This is a genomic window from Streptomyces sp. NPDC048420, from assembly GCF_040651535.1.
Lineage (GTDB): Bacteria > Actinomycetota > Actinomycetes > Streptomycetales > Streptomycetaceae > Streptomyces.
The window spans coordinates 97,947-116,127 of record NZ_JBEZKG010000009.1 but is presented as its reverse complement, the minus strand read 5'-3'; the positions used below and the strand labels follow the sequence as shown (position 1 = coordinate 116,127).

The window sequence follows — 18,181 nt, the reverse complement described above, 5'->3', positions numbered from 1 at the left end:
ACCCCGTATCCGGACATCTAGCCCTGGAATCGATACTCTTCGAGCAGTCGCCGACCGATGATCATTTTCTGGATTTCGGCGGTACCTTCACCGATCAGCAGCATCGGAGCCTCTCGGTAGAGGCGCTCGATCTCGTACTCCTTGGAGAAGCCGTAGCCGCCGTGGATCCGGAAGGCGTCCTCCACGACCTCTTTGCAGTACTCGGAGGCGAGGTACTTCGCCATCCCTGCCTCAAGGTCGTTTCGCTCCCCGGAGTCCTTTTTGCGTGCCGCATTGACCATCATCGCATGCGCGGCCTCGACCTTGGTAGCCATCTCGGCCAGCTTGAACTGGATGGCCTGGTGCTGGGCGATCGCCTTGCCGAAGGTGTGCCGCTGCTGGGCGTACTGGACGCCCAGTTCGAAGGCACGCTGAGCGACGCCACAGCCACGCGCCGCCACGTTGACGCGGCCGACCTCGACCCCGTCCATCATTTGGTAAAAACCTCGCCCGGTGGCCCCGCCGAGCACGCGATCGGCCGGAAGTCGCAGGCCATCCATGATCATTTCGGTGGTGTCGACACCCTTGTAGCCCATCTTGTCGATCTTCCCGGGGATGGTGAGGCCGGGGCGGACCTCTCCGAAGCCGGGCTCCTTCTCGATCAGGAAGGTCGTCATCGACTTGTGGGGCGCGGTGCCCTCAGGGTGTCCTTCATCACTTCGGACGAGGACGGCGACCAGACTTGACGTTCCGCCATTGGTCAGCCACATCTTCTGGCCGTTCAGGACGTACTCGTCACCGTCCTTGACCGCCTTCGACGTGATGGCGGACACGTCCGAACCCAGACCCGGCTCCGACATCGAGAAGGCGCCCCGGATGTCGCCGGCCGCCATGCGCGGCAGGTAGTGGTCCTTCTGCTCCTGCGTGCCGTGCTGCTTGAGCATGTACGCCACGATGAAGTGGGTGTTGATGATGCCGGACACCGACATCCAGCCGCGGGCGATCTCCTCGACGCACAGCGCGTACGTCAGCAGGGACTCGCCGAGACCGCCGTACTCCTCGGGGATCATCAGGCCGAACAGGCCCAACTCCTTGAGCCCGTCGACGATCTGCTGCGGGTACTCGTCGCGGTGCTCCAGCTCGGTCGCGACCGGGATGATCTCCTTGTCCACGAAGTCGCGGACGGTGGAGAGGATCTCCTGCTGGATGTCGGTCAGACCGGCGGTCTGGGCGAGGCGTGCCATGGGGGTCAGCCCTCCTGAAGTTCCGGGCGGCCGGGCTGCTCGCCGCCGCGCTCCTTGATGTAGGTCTCGGTGGGGACCATGACCTTGCGGCGGAACACGCAGACCAGCGTGCCGTCCTGCTTGTAGCCCTTGGTCTCGACGTGGACGATCCCGCGGTCGTTCTTCGACTTGGAGGGCCACTTGTCGAGCACGGTCGTCTGGCCGTAGATCGTGTCCCCGTGGAAGGTCGGCGCCACGTGCTTGAGCGACTCGATCTCCAGGTTGGCGATCGCCTTGCCGGAGACGTCCGGCACGGACATGCCGAGCAGCAGGGAGTAGATGTAGTTCCCGACCACCACGTTCTTGCCGAAGTCCGTCGTCTTCTCGGCGTAGTTGACGTCCATGTGGAGCGGGTGGTGGTTCATGGTCAGGAGACAGAAGAGGTGGTCGTCGTACTCCGTGACCGTCTTCCCGGGCCAGTGCTTGTAGACCGCCCCGACCTCGAACTCCTCGTAGGTGCGTCCGAACTGCATCGCGCTCAGGCCTCCGGGATCTCGAACTTGGACGTCCGCTGCATGCCGGCGGCCCGTCCCTTGCCGGAGATGACCAGCGCCATCTTGCGGCTGGCCTCGTCGATCATCTCGTCGCCGAGCATCGCCGAGCCCTTCTTGCCGCCCGCCTCGGACGTGTAGTAGTCGTACGCGTCCAGGATCAGCTCGGCGTGGTCGTAGTCCTCCTGGGAGGGCGAGAAGATCTCGTTGGACGCCTCGACCTGCCCCGGGTGCAGCACCCACTTGCCGTCGAAACCGAGGGCCGCGGCACGCTGGGCGACCTCGCGGTAGCCGTCGATGTTGCGGATCTGGAGGTAGGGGCCGTCGATCGCCTGGAGGTTGTTGGCGCGGGCGGCCATCAGGATCTTCATCAGGATGTAGTGGTAGGCGTCCGCCGGGTAGCCGGGCGGCTGCTCGCCCACGACCAGCGACTTCATGTTGATCGACGCCATGAAGTCGGCCGGGCCGAAGATGATCGTCTCGACGCGCTGGGACGCGGTCGCGATCTCGTTGACGTTGTTGAGGCCCTGCGCGTTCTCGATCTGCGCCTCGATGCCGATCTTGCCGACCTCGAAGCCCATGGTCTTCTCGATCTGGGTCAGCAGGAGGTCCAGCGCGACGATCTGCTCGGCCGTCTGCACCTTCGGCAGCATGATGCAGTCGAGGTTCTGGCCGGCCCCCTCGACGACCGTGACGACATCGCGGTACGTCCACTCGGTCGTCCAGTCGTTGACGCGCACGACCCTCGTCTTGCCGGTCCAGTCACCCTCGTTGAGGAACTTGACGATGGTGTGCCGCGCCTCGGGCTTGGCGAGCGGGGCGCACGCGTCCTCCAGGTCGAGGAAGACCTGGTCCGCCGGGAGGCCCTGCGCCTTCTCCAGGAAGCGGGGGTTGCTTCCCGGTACCGCGAGACACGAGCGGCGGGGACGCAGACGGTTGACGGTCATGCGGGGACCTCCAGGGGATCGAGCTTGTTCGCTTTCCGGATCTCGTCGACGATGCGGCCGATGATGCCGGTGATGTCGAAGTCCTTCGGGGTGAAGACGGCGGCCACTCCGGCGGCCCGCAGCTGCTCGGCATCTCCATTGGGGATGATCCCACCGGCGATGACGGGTACATCTGTGGCACCGGCCACATGCAGCCGTTCCAGTACGTCCGGCACCAGCTGGGCGTGCGAGCCGGACAGGATGGACAGTCCGACCGCGTGCACGTCCTCGGCGAGGGCCGCGTCCACGATCTGCTCCGGGGTCAGCCGGATGCCCTGGTAGACCACCTCGAAGCCGGCGTCACGCGCGCGTACGGCGATCTGCTCGGCCCCGTTGGAGTGCCCGTCCAGACCCGGCTTGCCGACCAGGAAGCGCAGCTTGCCGACGCCGAGGTCCTTGGCGGTCACCTCGACCCGGCGGCGGACGTCGGCCATCGCCGAGCCCTCCTCCGCGGGGACCGCCACCGGCGCCGAGGAGACACCCGTGGGCGCCCGGAACTCGCCGAACACCTCGCGCAGCGCCCCGGCCCACTCGCCGGTCGTGGCACCGGCGCGGGCGCACTCCAGGGTGGCCTCCATGAGGTTGCCGGTGCCCTTGGCGGCCTCCTTCAGCCTCTCCAGCGCCTTGCACGGGCGCGGGTGGTTGAAGGGCGGCTGGTAGCGGGTGTCGCGCCAGTTCTGCAGGCCGGCGATCACGCGGGCCTCGACGGCCGGGTCCACCGTCTGGATAGCGGTGTCCAGGTCGGCCGTGAGCGGGTTCGGCTCGGTGCCTTCGAAGGCGTTGACACCGATGATCTTCTCCTGGCCGGACTCGATCCGGCCCCGCCGCTCGGCGTGCGAGGCGACCAGCTGCGACTTGAGGTAGCCGGACTCGACGGCGGCCATCGCGCCGCCCATCTCCTGGATACGGTCGATCTCCGCGAGCGAGGACGCGACCAGCTCGTCCACCTTCGCCTCGATCACCTTCGACCCCTCGAAGATGTCCTCGTACTCCAGCAGGTCGCTCTCGTACGCCAGCACCTGCTGGATGCGCAGCGACCACTGCTGGTCCCAGGGCCGGGGGAGGCCGAGGGCCTCGTTCCAGGCGGGCAGCTGCACAGCACGCGCGCGTGCGTCCTTGGAGAGGGTCACGGCCAGCATTTCGAGGACGATCCGCTGGACGTTGTTCTCCGGCTGCGCCTCGGTCAGACCGAGGGAGTTGACCTGGACGCCGTACCGGAAGCGGCGGTGCTTGGGGTTCTCGATGCCGTAGCGCTCGCGGGTCACCTGGTCCCAGATGCGGCCGAAGGCCCGCATCTTGCACATCTCCTCGATGAACCGGACGCCCGCGTTCACGAAGAAGGAGATACGGCCGACGACGTCGCCCATGCGCTCCTGCGGCACCTGCCCCGAGTCCCGGACTGCGTCCAGGACCGCGATCGCCGTCGACATCGCGTACGCGATCTCCTGGACCGGCGTGGCGCCCGCCTCCTGCAGGTGGTAGCTGCAGATGTTGATCGGGTTCCACCTCGGGAGGTGGGAGACCGTGTACGCGATCATGTCGGTCGTCAGACGGAGGCTCGGACCCGGCGGGAAGACGTGCGTCCCGCGGGACAGGTACTCCTTGACGATGTCGTTCTGGGTCGTGCCCTGGAGCTGGGTGATGTCCGCGCCCTGCTCCTCGGCGACGACCTGGTAGAGCGCCAGCAGCCACATGGCGGTGGCGTTGATCGTCATCGAGGTGTTCATCTGCTCCAGGGGGATGTCCTGGAACAGCCGGCGCATGTCACCGAGGTGCGCGATCGGCACGCCGACCCGGCCCACCTCGCCGCGGGCGAGGATGTGGTCGGAGTCGTAGCCGGTCTGCGTCGGCAGGTCGAAGGCCACGGAGAGCCCTGTCTGCCCCTTGGCGAGGTTGCGCCGGTACAGCTCGTTGGACGCCTCGGCCGTGGAGTGACCGGCATAGGTCCGCATGAGCCACGGCCGGTCCTTCTCCCGCTTGCCCTCGGCGGGCTGACGCTCAGTCATTCAGCGCTCCTCAGATGTTGCGGAAGCGGTTGATGGCGTCGATGTGCTGGGCGCGCATCTCCTCGTCGCGCACGCCGAGCCCCTCCTCGGGGGACAGGCACAGCACGCCGACCTTGCCCTGGTGGAGGTTGCGGTGCACGTCGTAGGCCGCCTGGCCGGTCTCCTCCATGGAGTACACCTTGGAGAGGGTCGGGTGGATCCTGCCCTTCGCGATGAGCCGGTTGGCCTCCCAGGCCTCGCGGTAGTTGGCGAAGTGCGAGCCGATGATCCGCTTCAGGGACATCCACAGGTAGCGGTTGTCGTACTCGTGCATGTAGCCCGAGGTCGAGGCGCAGGTGGTGATGGTGCCGCCCTTGCGGGTGACGAAGACGGAGGCGCCGAAGGTCTCGCGGCCGGGGTGCTCGAAGACGATGTCGATGTCCTCGCCGCCGGTCAGCTCGCGGATGCGCTTGCCGAAGCGCTTCCACTCCTTCGGGTCCTGGGTCCGCTCGTCCTTCCAGAACTTGTAGCCCTCGGCGTTGCGGTCGATGATCGCCTCGGCGCCCATGGAGCGGCAGATGTCCGCCTTCTGGTCGCTGGAGACGACACAGATCGGGTTGGCGCCGCCGGCCAGCGCGAACTGCGTGGCGTACGAGCCGAGACCGCCGCTCGCGCCCCAGATCAGGACGTTGTCGCCCTGCTTCATACCGGCGCCGTTGCGGGAGACGAGCTGCCGGTACGCGGTGGAGTTGACCAGACCGGGAGCGGCGGCCTCCTCCCAGCTGAGGTGGTCCGGCTTCGGCATCAGCTGGTTGGACTTCACCAGCGCGATCTCCGCCAGGCCGCCGAAGTTGGTCTCGAAGCCCCAGATGCGCTGCTCGGGGTCGAGCATCGTGTCGTTGTGGCCGTCCGAGGACTCCATCTCGACGCTCAGGCAGTGCGCGACGACCTCGTCGCCGGGCTTCCAGGCGTTGACGCCGGGGCCGGTGCGCAGGACGACGCCCGCGAGGTCGGAGCCGATGATGTGGTACGGCAGGTCGTGGCGCTTGGCCAGGTCGTTGGTGCGGCCGTAGCGCTCCAGGAACCCGAAGGTCGACAGCGGCTCGAAGATCGAGGTCCACACGGAGTTGTAGTTGACGCTGGACGCCATGACGGCGACCAGGGCCTCGCCCGGGCCGAGCTCGGGCACCGGCACGTCGTCGAGGTGGATCGACTTGCGCGGGTCCTTGTCGCGGGTCTCCAGGCCCGCGAACATCTCCGTCTCGTCCTTGTGCACGGTGATCGCGCGGTACGACTCGGGGAGCGGCAGAGCGGCGAAGTCGGCCGGAGTCGAGTCCGGCGACTGGATCGCGTCGAGGATGTCCTTCACGGTCACGGTGTTGCCTCCGGCGATACGCGTCCTGAGGGAGGGACGCTGAGGGTTACGTCGGTGCCGTCGGTTCGGCGGTGTTCTTGCTCGGCAGCGCTTTGTGGCGCGGGAGGTTGCCTGTGACGCAGGCGTCCGGGCGGGCGAGCTGTGGGCTCGCTGGGACAGGTGCCCGGAACCCCTTCAACGTATGACACCGCGTGCCAGCTCGCAAGGCACGGAGTGCCAGTTCTTGCTCTCAGATGAAATCTTTACGTAACAAATGAGCGATGATCGATCATAGTTACCGGCAAGTAGGTGCTAAAGGGCATCAGCCAGACACGCCAGGTACATCCCCATCGCCGTCCGCGGCTCGCGCACCTCGCGCCCGCTCAGTTCCTCGATCTTCGTCAGCCGGTACAGCAGTGTGTTCCGGTGGATCGCCAGCCGCTCCGCCGTCCCGACCAGCCGGCACCCGCACTCCGCCCACGCGATCAGCGTCTCCCGCAGCACCGGCCAGTCCTCCCGTTCGCGCAGTCCCGCGAGGAGTACGGCCGCGTACCGGGCGCGCTCCTGCCGTACGACGGAGGCGACCAGCTGGGGGACCCGCAGTCCGGTCACCGGGTACACCCGCCCGTCCGGGTCCAGGCGGGGCCCGGCACGCAGTGCCAGTGCCGCGTCCCGGTACGAGTCGTGCATCCCGGTGACGCCCCGGCCCGGCTCACCGATCCCGGCCCGGGCCTCGGCCGCGTGCCGGTCCCGGAGCCGCTCGACCAGCGCGGAGCACCGCTCGACGAGGGCCGCGTCCTCGGCCCGCAGCACCAGGTACCGTCCGGCGGCCAGCTCGCCGGCCACGTCCTGGCCGCCGCCGAAGACCTCCCGTACGGTCCGCAGCAGCGACATCCGGGACACCCCGCACGCGCGGACGTCCAGCACCACCGCGGTGCGCGGCCGCCGGGGATCCACCCCGAGCTCCCCCAGCCGCGCCTCGACCGTCTCGGCGTCGACCACGTCGGGGTCGTAGAGCGCGATGTCCCGTACGCAGTCGTCGACCGCCCGCTCGTGCAGCAGCCGGGAGCGCAGCAGCGCGGCCTCCTCGAGCAGGATCTCGGTCTGCCGCCGCACCACCAGGCCAGTGGAGGGGGCGCGTGTCATCGCCGTACGAGAGGAACGGGGGCGTGTGGAGGTTCGTACGACTGCTGGGACGTACGCGGCGGACACCGTGGTCGTGGCCGCGGGGGTGTGGTCCCGGGAGCTGTGCCGCTCCCTGGGCGTACGCCTCGACCTCGCGGCCGGCAAGGGTTACAGCTTCTCTGTCCACGGGGTCGCAGCCGCTGTGGCAGATCGCGGCGTCGATGCTGCTGTCGCTGACGTTCGGGTCGCCGGGACGATGGAGTTCGACCGGGACCCGGACCGTTTCAGGCAGGGTCGCGTGGATGCGCTGGCCGCGGCCACCCGGCGGTACTTGCCGGGCGCGGACTGGGACCGTCGGGAGCAGGAGTGGATGGGCGCCCGCCCGATGACCCCGGACGGCCTGCCTGTGACAGGCCCGCCGACAGGCCACAACATGCTGGGTCTGATGCCGGCGCCAGTGACAGGACGGCTGATCGCCGGATGGGTGACGGGTGATGCCGACCCGGAGCTGGCAGGCAGATTCTCACCGACCCGGTGGTGACTCCCCAGGGGCGCGGGGAACTGTACGACCAGCCCCCACACACCCGCACCCGTCAACGCTCCTTGAGCGCCTGCTCGATGGCACGCATCACTTCATCCAGCGGCGCATCCGTACGAGCAACAGTCACCAGAACCTCCCCCTGCGAAGCCACGCTCGCAGGAGCGGGTCGCGGCGAGGCATCCCGCCCCGCCCCGATCCCCCTCCCAAAGGTCTTCTGCACGATCGCGAAGGCATGGTCCAGCTGTCCCTCCACATCGCCCTGCCCCCCGGCCCGCAACCAGCGCCTCAGCACATGGTTGTGCGCGGTGACCACGGCCGACGCGGCGACCTCCGCCAGCAACGGATCGTCGTTCGCGTCGTCGTCGTGCGCGTGCTCGTCGAAGTGTCCGAGGAGGTACCGCGTGAACAGGCGCTCATAGCGCGCCACCGACGCGATCTCCGCCTCCCGCAGTGTCGGGACCTCGCGCGTCAGCTTGTAGCGGGCGACCGAGATCTCCGGCCGGGCCGCGTACATCTTCATGACTTCCTTGATGCCGCGGCACACGGTGTCGAGCGGGTGCTCGTGCGCGGGGGCCGCGTTCAGCACCGCCTCCGCCCGGATCAGCGTGTCGTCGTGGTCGGGGAAGATCGCCTCTTCCTTGGAGCGGAAGTGGCGGAAGAAGGTGCGGCGGGCGACCCCGGCCGCGGCCGCGATCTCGTCGACGGTGGTCGCCTCGTACCCCTTGGTGGAGAACAGCTCCATCGCGGCGGCCGCCAGTTCGCGGCGCATCTTGAGCCGCTGGGCGGCCGCGCGGCTGCCTGCGGCACTTTCCGGCGCGTCGGGCGTGGCTGGCGTACGGGAGGACCTGGCGGGCTGGGACATGACCCGAACGTACTGCATGTGCGCAGGTTGGTGCGCGTGTCCGGGGTTTGCCCCGCCCGGGACCGGCGGGGTGGTACCGGGCGGGGTCGGCGGGGGAAGGCTGCCCGGATCGAGCAGCCCGCCCCAGTCCTCGCCGTCTGTGAACCAGTCGCCGACGGGCTCAGCGGCGGGCATATTCGCGGAAGCCACGCCCGGTCTTGCGGCCGAGGCAGCCGGCGGCCACCAGGTGCTCCAGGAGCGGGGCCGGAGCCAGGCCGGGGTCGCGGAACTCCCGGTGCAGGACCTTTTCGATCGCAAGCGATACGTCGAGTCCGACGACGTCCAGGAGCTCGAAGGGGCCCATCGGGTAGCCGCCGCCCAGCTTCATCGCGGCATCAATGTCGTCAAGAGATGCATAGTGTTCCTGCACCATCTTGATCGCGTTGTTGAGGTACGGGAAAAGCAGGGCGTTCACGATGAAGCCCGCACGGTCTCCACAGTCGACCGCGTGCTTCTTGATCCGTCCACACACCTCGTGAACCGTTGAGTGGACGTCCTCGGCCGTCAACACCGTACGGACGACCTCGACCAGCTTCATCGCCGGCGCCGGGTTGAAGAAGTGCATGCCGATCACGTCCTGCGGGCGCGAGGTGGCGCGGGCGCAGGCGACGACCGGCAGCGAGGAGGTCGTGGTGGCCAGGACCGCGCCCGGCTTGCAGACCTTGTCCAGCGTCTGGAACAGCTGCTGCTTGATCTCCAGGTCCTCGGCGACGGCCTCGACGGCCAGGTCGACGTCGGCGAAGGCATCGTAGGAGCCCGCCGCGGTGATCCGGTCCAGGGTCTGCGCGGCCGCCTCGGCGGTCATCCGGCCCTTGTCGACAGAGCGGGAAAGCGACTTGCCGATACGGGCCTTCGCCGTCTGCGCCTTCTCCTCGCTGCGGGCGGCGAGGAGGACCTGGTACCCGGCCTTGGCGAACACCTCGGCGATACCGGACGCCATGGTTCCGGAGCCGGCGACACCGACGGAGCGCACCTCGCGGCCCGGGGCCCGCGTGGAGCTCTCCAGGGGCGTCAGCGCGTCCCGCACGACCGTCGCGCTGCCCGGCGCCTCGTAGGTGTAGAAGCCGCGGCCGGACTTACGACCGGTCAGACCAGCCTCGCTGAGCTGCTTGAGGATCGGGGCGGGGGCGTGCAGCCGGTCGTGGGACTCGACGTACATGGCCTCCAGGACCGTGCGTGCCGTGTCGACGCCGATCAGGTCGAGCAGGGCGAGGGGGCCCATGGGGAGACCGCAACCGAGCCGCATCGCCGCGTCGATGTCCTCGCGGGAGGCGTACTTCGCCTCGTACATCGCGGCCGCCTGGTTGAGGTAGCCGAACAGCAGCCCGTCGGCGACGAACCCGGGCCGGTCGCCGACCGCGACGGGCTCCTTGCCGAGGTCGACGGCGAGATCGGTGACCGCGCTGACGGCGGCCGGGGCGGTGAGCACCGAGGAGACGACCTCGACCAGCTTCATCGCGGGCGCCGGGTTGAAGAAGTGCAGACCGAGCACGCGCTCCGGGCGGGCCGAGTCGGCGGCCAGACGGGTCACCGACAGGGCGTTGGTGCCGGTCGCGAGGATCGTCTCGGGGCGCACGATCCCGTCCAGCTCGCGGAAGATCTGGTGCTTGACCTCGTACGACTCCGGAGCCACCTCGATGACGAGGTCGGCGTCGGCCGCGGCCCGCAGATCGGTTGAGGTGCGGACGCGGGCGAGGACGTCCGCGCGCTCCTGCTCGGTGATCCGGCCGCGCTCCACGGCGCGGGCGGTCGCGGTCTCCAGGGTGGCGACGGCCTTGGCGGCAGCTGCCTCGCTGATGTCGATGCCGACGACCTCGCGGCCGGCCTTGGCGAGGACCTCGGCGATGCCGGTGCCCATGGTGCCGAGGCCCACGACGGCGATCGTCTTGAGCGGGGACGAAGAGGTGTCGGACAGGGGAGTGGCCATCGCGGGACTCCAGGAATGAGGGTGACGACTGGGAGAGCGACCCGGTACGCCGAGAGCGCGCACCGGGTGCGTGAGGCATTGCGGAATGCGGGTGTTGCCGGGCTACTGGCGCACACGCCCGGGCCGTCGATGGGGGTCCCCCGCTCGAGCGAAGCCGAGAGTGGGGGAGGGCATTGCACATGCCCGGAGAACGGTGGAAGCCGACCGGCCCTGTCCCAAGCCGGGTCGTACTGGCGGTACCTGAGGTACCGAACCGACTGCGCTTACGGCGGCTGCGTCACCAGGCCACCGCAAGGAGTTCCACGAGTGGGTAACTCGCTCGTCTGAGCTTAACCGGTGGGTAACGAGCGCGCCAGCCCCCGGATTTGTGATGTACGTCCCGCGCTACGTGCGCGCCCCCTAACCTCGGGTTCATGGACGAAGAGTTGCGATCGCTCACGGAGCGTTTACGGCAGGAGTCGGGAGCGCCGGCCGCCGTGGACCGGCTGGCGGCGACCCAGGACCCGGACGAGCTGGCCGGAGTGCTCACCGAAGCGGGACAACCACTGTGGGCCCGGGAGCTGGCCGCGTTCCGGCTGGGCCTCGCGGGGGACCGCCGGGCTTTCGAGTCGCTCGTCCTGCTGCTCAACCACCGGGATCCGGCGCGCTGCGCCGCCGCCGCGTACGCCCTCACCCGGCTCGACGACCCGCGCACGGCCCGCGCGGCCGCGGCCCTCGCGACCAACGAACTCCGCGTCGCCTACGCCCTGCACCCGGTCCGGCTCCTCGCCGACCTGCGCGCCCCCGAGTCGGTACCCGCGCTGATCACCACGCTGGAACGCCGACTGCGCCCGCACGATCCCTACCGGCGCGTGGCCCTCGCCTGCGTGGAGGGCCTGGGCACGCTGGCGGACACCCGCGCCAGACCCGTCCTGAACGAGGCCCTCGCACATCCGGCGCTGGCGGAGGCGGCGGTACGGGCGTTGGCGCGGATTCCCAAGCAGCGGTGAGTAGGCGGGGCGGCGGATGGCAAGCGGCGGTGCCGAGTGATGGCGTCGGCTGCAGGCGCCGGACCCCAGACCTCCCCCGGACAGCCACTGCCTGCGCCGGTTGGCGCAACGTGAGCGGGTCGGTGGAGGTAGGGGCGCGTGTGAGGTCGGCGGAGGTGCGATCAGACAAGCGGTCGTCGTCCACGGCGGCACCCTGGGCGCCACCCGCCCCCTCGGCCTCCGATTTACTCGCCCACCACCGCGAACGCCTCCACCTCCATCAGGAACTCCGGCCGCACCAGCGCCGCCACCTGCACCGCTGAGGACGCCGGCAGCCGGTCGTCCGGTATGTGCTCGGTGCGGGCCGCGCGGAGGGCCGGCATGTGGGTCATGTCCGTGACGAAGTAGGTGAGTTTGACGACGTCGTCGAAGGTCGCCCCGGCGGCACTCAGGCAGCGGCGGAGGTTCTCGAAGACCTGGCGGGCCTGGGCCGTGGCGTCGCCGTCGCCGACGAGCTTGCCGTCCTCGTCGAGGGCGAGTTGGCCCGAGACGGCGACGAAACGGCCGCGGCCCAGCACCACATGGGAGTACGGGGCCGCGGGGGCGACCCCGTCGGGGGCGGGAATCCTGGTCAGCTCACTCATACGTCCATGGTGGACCACGGCACTGACAACGCCCGTCCCCGACGGAGCGTCAGGCGCTCAGCCGCGGAAGCCGAGCAGTCCGTGCAGCGTCGAACCCCGCGAGGACGTCGACGCGGCCTTGGAACTCAGCGGCTTCGGGTCGGGCAGCGCCTTGCACACCGCGTCGGCCTCGCCGTGACCGTGCGGCACCTTGCCGTCGGTCAGATACGCGGCCAGGTGCTTGTCCAGGCACTTGTTCCCGCTCAGCGTGATGCCGTGGTTCCCGCCGTCCTGCTCGACGACCAGGCTGGACCCCGCCAGCAGACGATGGACCGTCGCGCCGCCCTCGTACGGGGTGGCCGCGTCGTTCGTCGCCTGGAAGAGCAGCGCCGGCGGCAGCTTGCCGTTGGCGACGTTCACCGGCCGCAGCGACTCCGTGGGCCAGAACGCACACGGCGCGTTGTACCAGGCGTTGCTCCACGCCATGAACGGGGCCTGCTCGTACACGGCCCAGTTGTCCTTCTGCCACTGCCGCCAGTCGCGCGGCCAGGAGGCGTCACGGCACTGCACCGAGGTGTAGATGCTGTAGCCGTTGTCCCCGGCCGCGTCCACCGCGGTGAAGTTCTCGTATGCCTCGACCAGCGGGTCGGCGTTCTTTTTGTTCACATACGCCGAGAACGCCTCGGCCAGGTAGGGCCAGTAGCCGTTGTAGTAGCCGCCGGGGATGAAGGTGTCCTCCAGCTCGGAGGCGCCGACCTTCCCGCCCGCGGGCTTCTTGGCGAGGGCCGCCCGCATCGCGTACCACTTGGCCTCGATCTTCTCCGGGTCGGTGCCGAGCTTGTACGTGGAGTTGTACTTGGCGATCCAGGCCATCAGGGCCCGGTGCCGGTCGTTGAAGGCGTAGTCCTGGGCGAGGTTGTCGTCGTACCAGACGCCGGTCGGGTCGACGATCGAGTCCAGGACCAGGCGGCGCACCTGGTGCGGGAAGAGCTTGGCGTAGACCGCGCCGAGGTAGGTGCCGTACGAGTAACCGAAGTAGTTGATCCTCTCGGCGCCGAGGGCCCGGCGGATCGAGTCCATGTCCTGCACGGCGTTGATGGTGTTGATGTACGGCAGCACGCTCGCGTACTTCTGGCCGCAGGCGGCGGCGAAGGACTTGGCGCGCTTGAGGTTGGCCTTCTCGATCGCGGGTGTGCTCGGCACGGAGTCCGGGCGCACCGGGTTGAAGTAGCCCGGCTTGCAGTTGAGGGCGGGCGTGCTCTTGCCCACCCCGCGCGGGTCGAAGCCGACGACGTCGTACTGGGCCGCGACCGCCTTGGGGAGGGCGGAGGCGACGAATCCGGCGAGCGTCAGACCGCTGCCGCCGGGACCGCCGGGGTTGACCAGCAGCGGGCCCTGGTACTTCTTCGCGGTGTGCGGCACGCGGGACAGCGCGAGGGTGATCTGCCTCCCGCGCGGGTTCGCGTGGTCGAGCGGCACCTTCAGGGACGCGCACTGCAGCGTCGGGTAGTCGGTGGTACCGCACTTCTTCCAGGTGAGCTCGGCGGCGTGAACGGTCTGCGTGGCCCGCGGGGTGCTCGCGTCGGCGGGGACGGCGGTGAAGGTCCCGGCCACGACGACCGCGGCACCGCACAGCACGGCTGCGCGTTTTCTCATGAGGTCCTCCCAGGACGGAGGTTCCGGACCGCGAGGGTCACGGTCCACGCCGCATCGTCCCGGAAAGTACGCCCGGAAGAACGTGTTCTGGCAATACTTGACCCGATTGGGCCGTCCGGTGCGCTCGAACGCTCTCAGATCAACGTGAGTTGGGTCGGTTCGGACTTCGGCTCGGCCTCGGGTTCCGGCTCGCGGATCCGCCGCGGCATCCCGGCGCCCGCGGGACCGATGCCGTACTCCTGGGCCAGCTCGTGCACCTGACGGGTGATCCGGCGCTGGTACCACTTCGGGGCGTAGGCGCCGTCCGCGTAGAGCCGCTCGTAGCGGCGCACCAGATACGGGTGCTCCCGCTCCAGCCAGGCCATGAACCACTCCCGGGCGCCCGGCCGCAGATGCAGCACCAGCGGGGTGACAGAGGTGGCCCCCGCGGCTGCGATCGCGCGAACGGTTGCCCGCAGCTGAGCCGGATGGTCGCTGAGGAAGGGGATCACCGGTGCCATCAGCACCCCGCACCCGATGCCGTGCTCGCCCAGCGTCCGTACGACGTCCAGGCGCCGCTCCGGAGCCGGTGTGCCCGGCTCGACCGTCCGCCACAGGGCGGGGTCGGTGAAGCCGACCGAGACGGAGATGCCGACGTCCGTCACCTCGGCGGCCTGCCGGAGCAGGTCCAGGTCGCGCAGGATCAGCGTGCCCTTGGTCAGGATCGAGAAGGGGTTCGCGTGGTCGCGCAGGGCGGCGATGATGCCCGGCATCAGGCGGTAGCGGCCCTCCGCCCGCTGGTAGCAGTCGACGTTGGTGCCCATCGCTATGTGGTCGCCCGCCCAGCGCCGCGAACCCAGCTGGCGGGCCAGCAGCTCCGGCGCGTTCACCTTGACCACGATCTGTGAGTCGAAGCCGAGGCCGGTGTCCAGGTCCAGGTAGCTGTGCGTCTTGCGGGCGAAGCAGTACACGCACGCGTGCGTGCAGCCCCGGTAGGGGTTGACCGTCCACTCGAAGGGCATGCGGGAGGCGCCCGGCACCCGGTTGATGATCGAGCGGGCCCGGATCTCGTGGAACGTGATCCCGGCGAACTCGGGCGTGTCGAAGGTACGGCTGACCACCGCGTCGGCGCCGAACAGGGCGGCGTCGGCCCGTCCGTGCTCGGCGGACTCGGTGAGGTTCTCCCAGCGCATGAGGCCTCCTCGGTAGCACTGCCCTCCGAGTGAAACACTTGTTCGAATTCTTGTGCAACCCCGATTTGGGCGCCCGTGGGCGGGGGTGGTTGGCTTGCCCCGACCCCGAGAACTTGAAGTCCTGGAGGAAGTCGATGGCGCAGGTCGAGGCCACTACGGAGCGGATCGTCGCGGCGGACGCGGAGAAGGTGTTCGACGCCGTCGCCGACTACAGCGGCACGCGCGGGAAGGTGCTCCCCGAGCAGTTCAGCGAGTACGAGGTGCGTGAGGGCGGCGACGGCGAGGGCACCCTCGTGCACTGGAAGCTCCAGGCCACCAGCAAGCGCGTGCGCGACTGCCTCCTGGAGGTCACCGAGCCCACCGACGGTGAGCTCGTGGAGAAGGACCGCAACTCCTCCATGGTCACCACCTGGCGGGTCACCCCGGCCGGCGAGGGGAAGTCCCGGGTCGTCGTGACCACCGTCTGGCAGGGCGCCGGCGGCATCGGCGGCTTCTTCGAGAAGACCTTCGCCCCCAAGGGTCTCGGCCGGATCTACGACTCCCTCCTCGACCGGCTCGCCGCCGAGGTCGAGAAGTAAGTCCCCCGTGCTCGGCGGATGTTGATCTCGGTCACCGGATCGAGTGGATCTCCGTACGACCCCCTGGAACGCCGTAACTCGTCACGCTTGCTCGTAGTTGTCGCCTAAAGCGGGAAATGCGTGGCAGGCGTGACGAGGGGAGCGGTCCGTGGGCGTGACGATTCCGGTGCGCGAGGAAGAACGGATCGAAGAGCCCCCCAAGACCCCCGCCCAGGCCGTCGAACTCGGCCCGCGCCGGGTGCGGTTGGTCTTCTTCGGGCTCATGCTCGCGCTGCTGCTCGCCGCGCTGGAGCAGATGATCGTCGCCACCGCGCTCCCGAAGATCGTCGGTGAGCTGCACGGTCTGGACCGGATGTCCTGGGCGATCACCGCCTACCTGCTCACCGCCACGATCGGACTGCCGGTCTACGGCAAGCTCGGCGACCTGCTCGGCCGCAAGGGCGTCTTCCAGTTCGCGATCGTCGTCTTCGTCATCGGCTCGGCGCTCGCCGGACGGGCCGGGACCATGGACCAGTTGATCGCCTTCCGCGCAGTCCAGGGCGTCGGCGCGGGCGGCCTCATGATCGGTGTGCAGGCGATCATCGCCGACATCGTGCCGCCCCGGCGGCGTGGCCGCTTCATGGGCCTGATCGGTGCCGCCTTCGGACTCGCGTCCGTCGCGGGCCCGTTGCTGGGCGGCTGGTTCACGGACCACCTCTCCTGGCGCTGGTGCTTCTACATCAACGTGCCCTTCGGTCTGGTCACCCTCGCGGTCGTCACCGCCGTACTGAAGCTTCCGAAGCCGCGAGTGAAGGCGCGGTTCGACGTCCTCGGCACGCTGCTGCTCGCCGCCGCCTCCACCTGCCTGGTGCTGCTGACCAGTTGGGGCGGCACCGAGTACGCCTGGGACTCCCGGGTCGTCCTCGGACTCGGCGCCGGAGCGGCCGTGTCCGCCGTGCTCTTCCTCGTCGCCGAGCACTTCGCCGCCGAACCCCTCATCCCGCTCCGGCTGTTCAGGGACTCCGTCTTCAACGTCACCGGTCTGGTGGGGCTGGTGATCGGCGTCGCGCTCTTCGGGGCGGCGAGCTATCTGCCGACCTTCCTGCAGATGGTCGACGGCGCGAGCGCCACGGAGTCGGGGCTGCTGATGCTGCCCATGATGGCCGGCATCGTCGGCGCCTCCGTCGTCTCCGGACAACTCATCAGCCACAGCGGCCACTACAGGATCTGGCCGATCCTCGGCAGCGCCCTGTCCGTCCTCGGCATGTGGCTGCTGTCCCGCCTCGAAGTCGACACCCCCCGGCTGCACTACAGCGTCTGGATGGCCGTCCTCGGTGCCGGGATCGGCATGGTGATGCCGGTGCTGATCCTCGCCGTGCAGAACTCCGTCCGTCCGGCCGACCTCGGGACCGCCACCAGCGCCAACAACTACTTCCGGCAGATCGGCGGCAGCGTCGGCGCGGCGATCTTCGGCGCCCTCTTCGCCCACCGGCTGGCCGACGCGCTCGCCGGTGAACTGCCCGCCGGCGCCGGGCTGCCCGACCCCGAGTCCCTCACCCCGCAGCTCGTCCACGCCCTGCCCCCGGCGCTGCGCGACGCCTACGTCCGGGCCTACGCCGACGCCATGCCGAGGATCTTCCTCTACCTCGTGCCGGTGCTCGTCCTCGGCCTGCTCATCGCCTTCTTCCTCAAGGAGAAACCGCTGGTGTCCCACAACGCCCCCGACACGGAGACCGCCCCGATCCCGCAGGCCCGTACGCCGTACACCGCCTCAATCCCCGTGTGCGGCACGGTGCGGCACTCCGACGGGACCCTCCTGCCCCGGGCCGCGCTCACCCTCATCGACGTGGCCGGAGCGCAGATCGGGCGGGGCACGAGCGGCGAGGACGGGCGGTGCGCGCTGCCGGCGCCCGGGCCGGGGTCGTACGTCCTCATCGCGGCCGCCGGTGGCCACCAGCCGCAGGCGGTCTCCGTGACCGTCGGAGAGCACCCCGTGGAACTGGACATCGTCCTCGGCGGCGCCGGACGGCTCGCGGGCGCCGTGCTGACCGCCGACGGCACGCCCGTGCCGGGCGCGACCGTCACGCTCACCGACGTGCACGGCGAGGTCGTGGCCACCACCCGCAGCGGACGCGAGGGCGGCTACGTCATCACCGAACTGGTCGCCGGAAAGTACACCCTCGCGGCCAGTGCCCGCGCGTTCCGTCCCGCCGCGCTCCCCGTCACCGTCCAGGCCGCCCGGGAGACCCGCCAGGACATCGAGCTCGCGGGCGGCGCGGTGCTGCGCGGCACCGTGCGGGCAGGCGGCGGCCGGGCCGTCGAGAACGCGCGCGTGACGCTCCTGGACGCGGCCGGAAACGTCGTCGACACCCTCACCACCGGCCTCGACGGCACCTTCCGCTTCGTCGACCTGTCCACCGGCGAGTACACCGTCATCGCCGCCGGCTACCCACCGGTCGCCACCGTCCTCCAGGTCGCCGGAGGCGGTCGCACGGAGCGGGATCTCCAGCTCGGACACGAGGACTGACAGGGCGTCAGTGCGGGGGCGTGCGCCGGGGCGAGCCGGTCCGAACCAATTCCCGCGTTTGCCGCACACCGTGACCGGTCGGCGCCGTACGGTGGAGTAGGCGGCA

General features: G+C 69.5%; 15 protein-coding genes. 4 read left to right on the top strand and 11 right to left on the bottom strand.

The window, feature by feature from the left end:
- Positions 1 to 17: 17 nt before the first annotated feature.
- From AB0D34_RS17905 to AB0D34_RS17880, 6 genes are all read right to left on the bottom strand, one after another.
- The gene (locus AB0D34_RS17905) at positions 18 to 1,223 is read right to left on the bottom strand and encodes an acyl-CoA dehydrogenase family protein (RefSeq protein WP_362662537.1); all 1,206 of its coding nucleotides are present in this window, start codon (positions 1,221 to 1,223) and stop codon (positions 18 to 20) included.
- Between the two features lie 5 nt (positions 1,224 to 1,228).
- Positions 1,229 to 1,735: a MaoC family dehydratase gene (locus AB0D34_RS17900; RefSeq protein ID WP_356590282.1), complete on the bottom strand. Its 507-nt coding sequence runs from the start codon at positions 1,733 to 1,735 to the stop codon at positions 1,229 to 1,231.
- A 5-nt stretch (positions 1,736 to 1,740) separates the two neighbouring features.
- Entirely contained in the window at positions 1,741 to 2,700 is a 960-nt protein-coding gene (locus tag AB0D34_RS17895; RefSeq protein WP_031475710.1) for a CoA ester lyase, read from the bottom strand.
- Positions 2,697 to 4,745, bottom strand: a complete 2,049-nt coding sequence (locus AB0D34_RS17890; RefSeq protein WP_362662534.1) for a protein meaA — start codon at positions 4,743 to 4,745, stop codon at positions 2,697 to 2,699. The genes AB0D34_RS17895 and AB0D34_RS17890 overlap by 4 nt, the downstream gene beginning before the upstream one ends.
- Before the next feature lie 10 nt (positions 4,746 to 4,755).
- A complete protein-coding gene (gene ccrA / locus AB0D34_RS17885) occupies positions 4,756 to 6,099 on the bottom strand; it encodes a crotonyl-CoA carboxylase/reductase (protein WP_362662532.1) in 1,344 nt (447 codons plus the stop codon).
- A 291-nt stretch (positions 6,100 to 6,390) separates the two neighbouring features.
- On the bottom strand, positions 6,391 to 7,224 hold the full coding sequence (locus AB0D34_RS17880; RefSeq protein ID WP_362662530.1) for a helix-turn-helix domain-containing protein: 834 nt from the start codon (positions 7,222 to 7,224) through the stop codon (positions 6,391 to 6,393).
- 25 nt (positions 7,225 to 7,249) lie between these two features.
- Here AB0D34_RS17880 and AB0D34_RS17875 point away from each other — a divergent pair, with 25 nt between their 5' ends.
- The gene (locus AB0D34_RS17875) at positions 7,250 to 7,744 is read left to right on the top strand and encodes an FAD-binding oxidoreductase (protein WP_362662528.1); all 495 of its coding nucleotides are present in this window, start codon (positions 7,250 to 7,252) and stop codon (positions 7,742 to 7,744) included.
- Positions 7,745 to 7,796: 52 nt separating this feature from the next.
- Here the strand turns inward: AB0D34_RS17875 and AB0D34_RS17870 are convergent, their stop codons facing one another.
- Entirely contained in the window at positions 7,797 to 8,606 is an 810-nt protein-coding gene (locus tag AB0D34_RS17870; protein ID WP_362662526.1) for a TetR family transcriptional regulator, read from the bottom strand.
- A gap of 160 nt (positions 8,607 to 8,766) precedes the next feature.
- Positions 8,767 to 10,572 (bottom strand): 3-hydroxybutyryl-CoA dehydrogenase, encoded by a 1,806-nt coding sequence (locus tag AB0D34_RS17865; RefSeq protein ID WP_362662524.1) that lies wholly within the window; start codon positions 10,570 to 10,572, stop codon positions 8,767 to 8,769.
- Positions 10,573 to 10,985: 413 nt separating this feature from the next.
- On the opposite strand from AB0D34_RS17865, the gene AB0D34_RS17860 reads away from it, so the two are divergent.
- The gene (locus tag AB0D34_RS17860; protein ID WP_362662522.1) at positions 10,986 to 11,561 is read left to right on the top strand and encodes an adenylosuccinate lyase; all 576 of its coding nucleotides are present in this window, start codon (positions 10,986 to 10,988) and stop codon (positions 11,559 to 11,561) included.
- Between the two features lie 224 nt (positions 11,562 to 11,785).
- Here AB0D34_RS17860 and AB0D34_RS17855 read toward each other — a convergent pair whose 3' ends face one another.
- The 3 genes from AB0D34_RS17855 to AB0D34_RS17845 form a co-directional block, all read right to left on the bottom strand.
- Entirely contained in the window at positions 11,786 to 12,184 is a 399-nt protein-coding gene (locus AB0D34_RS17855; protein WP_362662520.1) for a RidA family protein, read from the bottom strand.
- 57 nt (positions 12,185 to 12,241) lie between these two features.
- Positions 12,242 to 13,819 carry an alpha/beta hydrolase gene (locus AB0D34_RS17850; RefSeq protein ID WP_362662518.1) on the bottom strand — a complete coding sequence of 526 codons (1,578 nt, stop codon included), beginning with the start codon at positions 13,817 to 13,819 and terminating at the stop codon, positions 12,242 to 12,244.
- 134 nt (positions 13,820 to 13,953) lie between these two features.
- Positions 13,954 to 14,991 (bottom strand): Rv2578c family radical SAM protein, encoded by a 1,038-nt coding sequence (locus AB0D34_RS17845; RefSeq protein ID WP_362662516.1) that lies wholly within the window; start codon positions 14,989 to 14,991, stop codon positions 13,954 to 13,956.
- A 134-nt stretch (positions 14,992 to 15,125) separates the two neighbouring features.
- On the opposite strand from AB0D34_RS17845, the gene AB0D34_RS17840 reads away from it, so the two are divergent.
- On the top strand, positions 15,126 to 15,569 hold the full coding sequence (locus AB0D34_RS17840) for an SRPBCC family protein (protein ID WP_362662514.1): 444 nt from the start codon (positions 15,126 to 15,128) through the stop codon (positions 15,567 to 15,569).
- A 184-nt stretch (positions 15,570 to 15,753) separates the two neighbouring features.
- A complete protein-coding gene (locus tag AB0D34_RS17835) occupies positions 15,754 to 18,075 on the top strand; it encodes an MFS transporter (RefSeq protein ID WP_362662966.1) in 2,322 nt (773 codons plus the stop codon).
- Positions 18,076 to 18,181: the final 106 nt, after the last annotated feature.

Bases quoted from the DNA above. Each gene is read 5' to 3' on its own strand.
- AB0D34_RS17840 (WP_362662514.1), top strand. From the start codon at position 15,126: ATGGCGCAGGTCGAGGCCACTACGGAGCGGATCGTCGCGGCGGACGCG.
- AB0D34_RS17865 (WP_362662524.1), bottom strand. From the start codon at position 10,572: ATGGCCACTCCCCTGTCCGACACCTCTTCGTCCCCGCTCAAGACGATC.
- AB0D34_RS17870 (WP_362662526.1), bottom strand. From the start codon at position 8,606: ATGTCCCAGCCCGCCAGGTCCTCCCGTACGCCAGCCACGCCCGACGCG.
- AB0D34_RS17850 (WP_362662518.1), bottom strand. From the start codon at position 13,819: ATGAGAAAACGCGCAGCCGTGCTGTGCGGTGCCGCGGTCGTCGTGGCC.
- AB0D34_RS17890 (WP_362662534.1), bottom strand. From the start codon at position 4,745: ATGACTGAGCGTCAGCCCGCCGAGGGCAAGCGGGAGAAGGACCGGCCG.
- AB0D34_RS17845 (WP_362662516.1), bottom strand. From the start codon at position 14,991: ATGCGCTGGGAGAACCTCACCGAGTCCGCCGAGCACGGACGGGCCGAC.
- AB0D34_RS17860 (WP_362662522.1), top strand. From the start codon at position 10,986: ATGGACGAAGAGTTGCGATCGCTCACGGAGCGTTTACGGCAGGAGTCG.
- AB0D34_RS17855 (WP_362662520.1), bottom strand. From the start codon at position 12,184: ATGAGTGAGCTGACCAGGATTCCCGCCCCCGACGGGGTCGCCCCCGCG.
- AB0D34_RS17895 (WP_031475710.1), bottom strand. From the start codon at position 2,700: ATGACCGTCAACCGTCTGCGTCCCCGCCGCTCGTGTCTCGCGGTACCG.
- AB0D34_RS17905 (WP_362662537.1), bottom strand. From the start codon at position 1,223: ATGGCACGCCTCGCCCAGACCGCCGGTCTGACCGACATCCAGCAGGAG.
- AB0D34_RS17880 (WP_362662530.1), bottom strand. From the start codon at position 7,224: ATGACACGCGCCCCCTCCACTGGCCTGGTGGTGCGGCGGCAGACCGAG.
- AB0D34_RS17900 (WP_356590282.1), bottom strand. From the start codon at position 1,735: ATGCAGTTCGGACGCACCTACGAGGAGTTCGAGGTCGGGGCGGTCTAC.